This is a genomic window from Sphingomonas bacterium, from assembly GCF_903644055.1.
Lineage (GTDB): Bacteria > Pseudomonadota > Alphaproteobacteria > Sphingomonadales > Sphingomonadaceae > Sphingomonas_I.
The window spans coordinates 23,505-31,668 of record NZ_CAHJXD010000125.1; the positions used below are offsets into that span (position 1 = coordinate 23,505).

9 protein-coding genes are annotated in these 8,164 nt (G+C 65.5%); 2 read left to right on the forward strand and 7 right to left on the reverse strand.

Features of this window, described 5'->3' with window-relative positions:
* The first annotated feature begins 106 nt into the window (after positions 1-106).
* Positions 107-2,251 carry a sodium-translocating pyrophosphatase gene (locus HUU94_RS05405; protein WP_174274075.1) on the forward strand — a complete coding sequence of 715 codons (2,145 nt, stop codon included), beginning with the start codon at positions 107-109 and terminating at the stop codon, positions 2,249-2,251.
* A gap of 121 nt (positions 2,252-2,372) precedes the next feature.
* Positions 2,373-2,591, forward strand: a complete 219-nt coding sequence (locus tag HUU94_RS05410; protein ID WP_174274076.1) for a hypothetical protein — start codon at positions 2,373-2,375, stop codon at positions 2,589-2,591.
* 133 nt (positions 2,592-2,724) lie between these two features.
* Here HUU94_RS05410 and rplQ read toward each other — a convergent pair whose 3' ends face one another.
* The 7 genes from rplQ to rplO all read right to left on the reverse strand — a co-directional run.
* Positions 2,725-3,141, reverse strand: a complete 417-nt coding sequence (gene rplQ, locus HUU94_RS05415; RefSeq protein WP_174274077.1) for a 50S ribosomal protein L17 — start codon at positions 3,139-3,141, stop codon at positions 2,725-2,727.
* Positions 3,142-3,306: 165 nt separating this feature from the next.
* Entirely contained in the window at positions 3,307-4,377 is a 1,071-nt protein-coding gene (locus HUU94_RS05420; protein WP_174274078.1) for a DNA-directed RNA polymerase subunit alpha, read from the reverse strand.
* An 85-nt stretch (positions 4,378-4,462) separates the two neighbouring features.
* The gene (gene rpsK, locus HUU94_RS05425; RefSeq protein WP_174274079.1) at positions 4,463-4,852 is read right to left on the reverse strand and encodes a 30S ribosomal protein S11; all 390 of its coding nucleotides are present in this window, start codon (positions 4,850-4,852) and stop codon (positions 4,463-4,465) included.
* A 98-nt stretch (positions 4,853-4,950) separates the two neighbouring features.
* Complete coding sequence (gene rpsM, locus HUU94_RS05430; RefSeq protein ID WP_174274080.1) at positions 4,951-5,319, reverse strand: 30S ribosomal protein S13; 369 nt, start codon at positions 5,317-5,319, stop codon at positions 4,951-4,953.
* Positions 5,320-5,490: 171 nt separating this feature from the next.
* Positions 5,491-6,156 carry an adenylate kinase gene (locus tag HUU94_RS05435; protein WP_174274087.1) on the reverse strand — a complete coding sequence of 222 codons (666 nt, stop codon included), beginning with the start codon at positions 6,154-6,156 and terminating at the stop codon, positions 5,491-5,493.
* Between the two features lie 2 nt (positions 6,157-6,158).
* The gene (gene secY, locus HUU94_RS05440; protein ID WP_174274081.1) at positions 6,159-7,520 is read right to left on the reverse strand and encodes a preprotein translocase subunit SecY; all 1,362 of its coding nucleotides are present in this window, start codon (positions 7,518-7,520) and stop codon (positions 6,159-6,161) included.
* 185 nt (positions 7,521-7,705) lie between these two features.
* On the reverse strand, positions 7,706-8,164 hold a 459-nt coding region (gene rplO, locus HUU94_RS05445; protein WP_174274082.1), incomplete at its 5' end, for a 50S ribosomal protein L15.

Genomic DNA, 8,164 nt, shown 5'->3' on the forward strand with positions numbered 1-8,164 from the left:
CGATCGTGCAGGCGGCTTGCCGTAGCGCGTGCCGGTCCATACAACGGTCCGACGAGAGCGCCACGCGAAGCGCTCCGTTGGATAGGATGTTCGAGGGGGGAACCCAATGCTGATCGTTGAACTGGCCTTCGCCTGCGGATTGCTCGCGGTGCTCTACGGAATTCTGACGAGCATCCAGGTGCTGCGCCAGCCGGCGGGAAACCAAAGGATGCAGGATATCGCCGCCGCCATCCAGGAGGGGGCGCGCGCCTATCTGGCACGGCAATATACCACGATCGCGGTGGTCGGCGTGGTCGTCGTGGCGTTGGTATTCTATTTCCTCGGCACGGTATCGGCGGTGGGCTTCCTGCTCGGCGCGATCCTCTCCGGGCTGACCGGCTTCATCGGGATGAACATTTCGGTCAAGGCCAACGTCCGTACCGCCGAGGCGGCGCGCGGCAGCTTGCAGGGCGGGCTCACGACCGCCTTCCGTTCGGGCGCGATCACCGGCATGCTGGTGGCGGGGCTCGGGCTGCTCGCGATCTCGGGCTTCTTCTGGTATCTGGTCAGCACGCACGGCGCCAACCATGCGCCGACCGATCGCGTCGTCATCAACGGGCTGGTCGCATTGTCGTTCGGCGCGTCTTTGATCTCGATCTTCGCGCGGCTCGGCGGCGGCATCTTCACCAAGGCGGCAGACGTCGGCGCCGACCTCGTCGGCAAGGTCGAGGCGGGCATCCCCGAGGACGATCCGCGCAACCCGGCGGTGATCGCGGACAATGTCGGCGACAATGTCGGCGATTGCGCGGGCATGGCCGCCGATCTGTTCGAAACCTATGTCGTGACGCTGGGCGTGACGATGGTCTCGATCGCGCTGTTCCTGGGCAATTCGCTCGACACGCTAGCGCTGATGAGCCTGCCCCTGCTGGTGGGCGGCGTGTGCATCGTCACCTCGATCATCGGCACCTTCGCGGTGCGGCTCGGCGGCGGCACGATCATGGGCGCGCTCTACAAGGGCTTCTGGACGAGCGCGATCCTGGGCGCGGTGGCGATCTATTTCGCGACACGCTGGGCGCTGGGGGGCGACCTCAACCTGCAGCTCGGCGGGCATCTGGCGGCGGCCGGCCCCGGCACCACGGCGCGCACGGCGATGGGCACGGCGTTCACCGGCATGGACATCTTCTGGTGCATGCTGATCGGGCTGGCGGTGACGGCGGCGCTGGTGTGGATCACCGAATATTATACCGGCACCAATTACCGCCCGGTTAAATCGATCGCCAAGGCGAGCGTTACCGGGCACGGCACCAACGTGATCCAGGGGCTGGCGATCAGCCTCGAATCGACCGCCGCGCCGACGATCGTGATCGTCGTGGCGGTGATCGCGGCCTATCAATTGGCGGGCGTGATCGGCATCGCCTTCGCCGCGACCGCGATGTTGGCGCTCGCCGGCATGGTGGTGGCGCTCGACGCCTACGGCCCGGTCACCGACAATGCCGGCGGCATTGCCGAGATGGCTGGGCTGGAGCATGAGGTGCGCCTCAAGACCGATGCGCTCGACGCGGTGGGCAATACCACCAAGGCGGTGACCAAGGGCTATGCGATCGGATCGGCGGCGCTGGCGGCGCTGGTGCTGTTCGGCGCCTATACGGCGGACCTCAAGGAGTTCTTCCCCGCGCTGACGGTCGATTTCTCGCTGTCCAATCCCTATGTGATCGTCGGGCTGCTGCTCGGCGCGCTGCTGCCGTTCAGCTTCGGCGCGTTCGGGATGACCGCGGTCGGCCGCGCGGCGGGTGCTGTGGTCGAGGATGTGCGCGAGCAGTTTCGCACCAACCCCGGGATCATGGAGGGCACCAGCCGCCCCGATTATGCGCGCACCGTCGATCTCGTCACCAAGGCGGCGATCCGCGAGATGATCATTCCCAGCCTGCTGCCTGTGCTGGCGCCGGTGGTGGTCTATTTCATCATCGGCAAGGTCGCGGGGCAGGCGCAGGGCTTCGCGAGCGTCGGCGCGCTGTTGCTCGGGGTGATCGTCTCGGGGCTGTTCGTCGCGATCTCGATGACCTCGGGAGGCGGCGCGTGGGACAATGCCAAGAAATATATCGAGGACGGCAACCACGGCGGCAAGGGCAGCGAGGCGCACAAGGCGGCGGTGACCGGCGACACGGTGGGCGATCCGTACAAGGATACCGCCGGGCCGGCGGTCAACCCGATGATCAAGATCACCAATATCGTCGCGCTGCTGCTGCTGGCCGCGCTGGCGGCGCATGGATGATCATCCGGGTTGCGATCCGGAAAGCGGACGCATGAAGGAGCGCGACAGAGCACCCGCATCGGTATAGGGCAGGGCCAGCCTATTTCGGCTGGCGCGGCTCCGGACGCGCGGGAGAAGTCTCATGTCACGCGCGCTGAACCTCAATGCTCCGCAGGAGCATGTCCTCGAGACATGCGCCAAGCATTCCGCCGTGATCACGCAGATCGAAGTGCTGCGATCGGGCGGCACCCGCGTGGTGCTTCAGGATATGGAAGGCGCCGGGCTCGTCACCCGCGCCTACAAGGGCAAGGTGATCAGCGGGCCCGTGCGCCGCGCGCCCAACGGCACGATGCGCGACTGAGCGACCCGGCGCCGACCCGCCGGACAACTTTCGCGGTATGACGAGGGCGTTGCCCGCCGGCTTGCGCTGGCGGGCCTGCCGGTGACGGGCGTCACCTTGCTATGTCTCGCGGCCCGCTGGGCGGGCTGAGCGATCAGGCGGCTTCGGCGTCCTCGATGATCAGCGGGCCCGAATCCTGGCCCTTCGCCGAGGGATCGCGGTCGACGAATTCGATGACCGCCATCGAAGCCGCGTCGGAAGCGCGGATGCCCGCCTTGATCACGCGGCAATAGCCGCCGTTGCGGCTGACGTAGCGCGGGCCGATGACGTCGAACAGCTTCACGAGCTGGGCGTCGTCGAGCAGGCGCGCATGCGCGAGGCGGCGATTGGAAAGGCCGCCCTTCTTGGCGAGCGTCACCAGTTTCTCGACATAGGGGCGGAGCTCCTTTGCCTTGGCGACGGTGGTGAGGATCTGCTCATGCTTGATGAGGGCTGCCGCCTGGTTGCGGAACAGCGCGGTCCGATGGCTGGAGGTCCGCTGGAGCTTACGACCGCCGACGCGATGGCGCATGGTTCATTTCCTTCGTTCGTTCGGACGCCGTATCAGGTACGTCCGGCCGGGCGGTGATGAGGGCCACCGCCCAAAGCCCTTACATTGGCCCCGTCGTGCTTGCTGCACGAGACCCCAGCCTGCGCTGGGATGACGGAGTGGCGCGTCCGGAGACGCGCCACTCCGTCAGAACTCCTGTTCGAGCTTCTTGGCCATGTCCTCGATATTCTCCGGCGGCCAGCCGGGGATTTCCATGCCGAGGCGGAGGCCCATCGTCGACAGGACTTCCTTGATCTCGTTGAGGCTCTTGCGGCCGAAGTTCGGGGTGCGCAGCATCTCCGCCTCGGTCTTCTGCACGAGATCGCCGATGTAGATGATGTTGTCGTTCTTGAGGCAATTGGCCGAACGGACCGAAAGCTCGAGCTCGTCGACCTTCTTGAGCAGGAAGCGGTTGAGCTGGTTCGAATTGGCCTCGGGCTCCATCATCCCGCTCGACATCGGCGCCATCGGCATCGATTGGGTGGGTGCCGTCGAGACCGTCATGCCCTCGTCGAAATGGACGAAGAGCTGGAGCTGATCCTGCAGGATGCGCGCCGAATAAGCGAGCGCGTCCTCGGGCGTGACGGTGCCGTCGGTCTCGACGGTGATCGTCAATTTGTCGTAATCCAGCTCCTGGCCGACGCGGGTGTTCTCGACCTTGTAGGCGACCTGGCGCACGGGCGAATAGAGCGCATCGACCGGGATCAGGCCGATCGGCGCATCGGCCGGGCGATTGTTGGCGGCGGGTTCATAACCCTTTCCGATCGCGGCGGTGAGCTCCATGTTGAGCGTCGCGCCCTCGTCGAGATGGCAGAGCACTAGGGTGGGGTTCATCACCTCGATGTCGCCCGACGTGGCGATGTCGCCCGCGGTGACCTCGGCGGGGCCGGTCGCCGAAAGCTGAAGGCGCTTCGAGCCCTCGCCCTGCATGCGCAGCGCGACCTGCTTCACGTTGAGGACGATATCGGTGACGTCCTCGCGAACGCCGGCGAGGCTCGAGAATTCGTGGAGGACATTCTCGATCTTGATAGCAGTGACCGCGGCGCCCTGTAGCGACGACAGCAGCACGCGGCGCAGCGCATTGCCGAGCGTGAGGCCGAAGCCGCGCTCCAGCGGCTCGGCGACGAAGGTGGCGCGGCTCTTGCCGGCACCGCCAGCCTTGCGCTCCAGCCCCATCGGCTTCTTGAGTTCCTGCCAGTTCTTGGCGTTGACAGCCATGTTGTTCCCCTCGGGGTTTGGGCCGCGACGCGTCCGCCGCAGCCGTACAGATAAAGCGGAGCCCCGGCGGACCCCGGACCAGAAATCAGACGCGGCGACGCTTCGACGGGCGCACGCCATTGTGCGGGATCGAGGTGACGTCGCGGATCGAGGTGATGTGGAAGCCCACCGCCTGAAGCGCGCGCAGCGCGCTCTCGCGGCCCGAGCCGGGGCCCTTGACCTCGACCTCGAGCGTGCGGACGCCATGCTCGGCGGCCTTCTTGCCGGCATCCTCGGCGGCGACCTGAGCGGCATAAGGCGTCGACTTGCGGCTGCCCTTGAAGCCCATCATGCCGGCGGACGACCAGCTTATCGCATTGCCCTGGGCATCGGTGATCGTGATCATCGTGTTGTTGAAGCTGGCGTTCACATGCGCGACGCCGGCCGTGATATTCTTCCTCTCGCGCTTCTTGATGCGCTGGGGTTCGCGTGCCATTCTGAAGTTCCTGACCTAAATTTCTGTTGCGCTACGAAACCGCGCTCTCGCGCGGCTCCGGAGAAGAAGTGTAAAAACGATCCCCCGGATCGTTTTTACTACTTCTTCTTCCCCGCGATCGGCTTGGCCTTGCCCTTGCGGGTGCGCGCATTGGTATGCGTGCGCTGGCCATGGACGGGCAGGCCCTTGCGGTGGCGCAGGCCGCGATAGCAGGCGAGATCCATCAGCCGCTTGATGTTCATCGCCACCTGGCGGCGAAGATCGCCCTCGACGGTATAGGTGGCGTCGATCGTCTCGCGGATCTGGAGGACTTCCTGATCGGTGAGATCCTGGACGCGGCGCGCGGCCTCTATGCCGAGCTTGCCGGTGATTTCCCTGGCCTTGGCCGGGCCGATGCCGTGAATATAGGTCAGCGCGATTTCGACGCGCTTGTTGGTCGGGATGTTCACACCCGCGATACGTGCCATGGTTCCGTGTCTCCTCGCTCCACGGGGCGGCTGGCGACCGCCCCATCTCGACGCTTGATGGCCCGAAACGCAAGCGAGGCGCGCGCCGAAGCGCCGCCCGAAGCCGGTTTCATGGGATGAGCGTTCCTAAAAGGCCGCGCCGGCACTGTCAAGCGCCGGGGGATCGCCCTCTCAAGCCGGAGCGGTCTGTGCGTCGCTGGCGAGGATCGCCTCGATCGCCTCGGTGACATCGGCGATATCGGCCATGCCGTCGACGCGGGCGACGAGGCTCTTGGCTTCATAGTAAGGCAGGATCGGCGCGGTCTTGGCGCGATATTCGGCGAGGCGGGCACGGACGGTTTCGGCATTGTCGTCGGGGCGGCGCTTGAACTCGGTCGATCCGCAGACGTCGCAGACACCCTCCTGCCCGGGCGGCTTGAAGCGATCGTGATAGCCTTCGTTGCACTTGGCGCAGGTGAAGCGCCCGGAGATGCGATCGACCAGCGCCTCCTCGTCGACCGCGAGCTCGATGACGTGATCGAGCTTCATGCCATGCTTGGCGAGCAGGGCGTCAAGCGATTCGGCCTGCGCGCGGGTGCGCGGATAGCCATCGAAGATGAAGCCGGGGGCATGCGCCTCGAACTCCAGCCGCGCCTCGATCAGCGCGGTGACGACCTCGTCGGGAACGAGCGCGCCCGCCTTCATCAAGGCATCGGCCTGCCGGCCGATCTCGCTGCCGACCTTCACCGCCGCGCGCAGCATATCGCCGGTGGAAAGCTGGACGAGGCCATGCTTGGTCATCAAGGATTGCGCCTGCGTGCCCTTTCCCGCTCCAGGCGGCCCGAGCAGGATCAGGATCTTCACCGACGCATTCCTCCCTTGAGCTTCGCCTTCTTGATCAGGTCACCATATTGGTGCGCCAGAAGGTGGCTCTGGATCTGCGTTACCGTATCGATCGTCACGTTGACAACGATCAACAGGCTGGTGCCGCCGAAACCCACGAGATGGCGCGGGATGAACAGCTCCGGAAGCACGCAGATCAGCGTCAGATAGGCCGCGCCGAGCACGGTGATTCGCGTCAGCACATAATCGAGATAGGTCTCGGTGCTCTTGCCCGGGCGGATGCCGGGGATGAAGCCGCCGTAGCGCTTGAGATTGTCGGCGGTCTCCTCGGGATTGAACACCACCGCGGTGTAGAAGAATGCGAAGAAGATGATCCCGGCCGCATAGAGCACGAAATACATCGGCGTATCCTGGCCGATCCACTGGTTCAGCGAGATCACGAAATCGCCCCAGCGGCTCTCGCCGTTGATATGCTTGCCCGCGAACTGCGTGATCGTCAGCGGCAGCGCGAGCAGCGACGAGGCGAAGATCGGCGGGATGACGTTGGCGGTATTGATCTTGAGAGGCAGGAAGCTCTTGTCGCCCTGCTGCATCCCCCGCGCGGTCTGGCGCTTGGGATATTGGATCAGCACGCGCCGGGTCGCGCGCTCCATGAAGCAGATGAACAGAATGAGCCCGATCACCAGCACGAAGCCGCCCAGCACCATCAGCGGCGAGGTCGCGCCGGTGCGCGCCTGATCGAGCGCGCCGACGATCGTCGCGGGAAGCTGCGCGACGATGCCCGCCATGATGATCAGCGAGACGCCGTTGCCGATGCCGCGACTGGTGATCTGCTCGCCCAGCCACATCAGGAACAACGTGCCGCCGACGAGCGTGATCACCGTGGTCAGGCGGAACAGCATCGGATCGACGACCACCGCCGACTGGCCTTGGGAGGCACCCCAGGCGACGAGCCCCATCGAGATGAAATAGCCCTGGATCGCGGTGAGCCCGACCGTGCCGTAGCGGGTATATTGGTTGAGCTTCTTGCGCCCGCTCTCGCCCTCTTTCTTGATCGCGGCGAGGCTGGGCGAGAGCGAGGTCGCGAGCTGCACGACGATCGAGGCGGTGATATAGGGCATCACGCCCAGCGCCACGATCGACATGCGCGTGAGCGCGCCGCCGGTGAAGGTGTTGAAGAAATCCATCACCCCGCCCTTCGTCGTATCGAAGAGCGTGGCGAGCGCGCGCGGATCGATCCCCGGCAGCGGCACATAGGAGAGCAGGCGGAACACCACGAGCGCGCCGAGCGTGAACCAGATGCGCTTCTTGAGATCGGTCGCCTTCGCGAACTGCGAGAGGCTCGCGTTGGCGGCCAGTTGCTCGGCTGCGGATGGCATGGACTTTGCTGTATCCTGAAAATGAAAAAGCGGCGGCACGAACCCCGCACCGCCGCTCCATATAGTGCACTATTGGCTTATGCCACCCACGTCACCCCGGGCCCGTTCCGGGGTCCACTCCACCACATTCGCCGGAGCTTGCGGACGAGTGGATGCCGGGACGAGCCCGGCATGACGGTTATGGTTTAAGCCCGCGCCGCCTTCTTGGCGGCCTGCGCGGTGCGATGCTTGGCCTTGTGCTTGTCGGCGGCGGCGACCACCTCGATCACCGAGACCGAACCGCCCGCTTGCTCGATCGCCTCGCGCGCGCCCTTGGAGACGCCGGCGACGTTGAACGAGAGCTTGGCCGAATATTCGCCCTTGGCGAGGATGCGCACGCCATTCTTGCCGCCGCGTGCGACGCCCGCCGCCTTCAGCGTATCATGATCGATCGTCGCATCGGCGCCGAGCGTGCCGGCGTCGACCAGCTTCTGGATCGCGCCGAGGTTCACCTCGGCATAATCCTTGGCGAAGATATTGTTGAAGCCGCGCTTCGGGATCCGCATGTGGAGCGGCATCTGGCCGCCTTCGAAGCCGTTGATCGAGACGCCCTCGCGGCTCTTCTGGCCCTTCTGGCCGCGCCCGGCGGTCTTGCCCTTGCCCGA

Bases quoted from the DNA above. Each gene is read 5' to 3' on its own strand.
- rpsK (WP_174274079.1), bottom strand. From the start codon at position 4,852: ATGGCACGCGAACCCCAGCGCATCAAGAAGCGCGAGAGGAAGAATATC.
- rplQ (WP_174274077.1), bottom strand. From the start codon at position 3,141: ATGCGCCATCGCGTCGGCGGTCGTAAGCTCCAGCGGACCTCCAGCCAT.
- HUU94_RS05420 (WP_174274078.1), bottom strand. From the start codon at position 4,377: ATGGCTGTCAACGCCAAGAACTGGCAGGAACTCAAGAAGCCGATGGGG.
- HUU94_RS05410 (WP_174274076.1), top strand. From the start codon at position 2,373: ATGTCACGCGCGCTGAACCTCAATGCTCCGCAGGAGCATGTCCTCGAG.
- HUU94_RS05405 (WP_174274075.1), top strand. From the start codon at position 107: ATGCTGATCGTTGAACTGGCCTTCGCCTGCGGATTGCTCGCGGTGCTC.
- secY (WP_174274081.1), bottom strand. From the start codon at position 7,520: ATGCCATCCGCAGCCGAGCAACTGGCCGCCAACGCGAGCCTCTCGCAG.
- rpsM (WP_174274080.1), bottom strand. From the start codon at position 5,319: ATGGCACGTATCGCGGGTGTGAACATCCCGACCAACAAGCGCGTCGAA.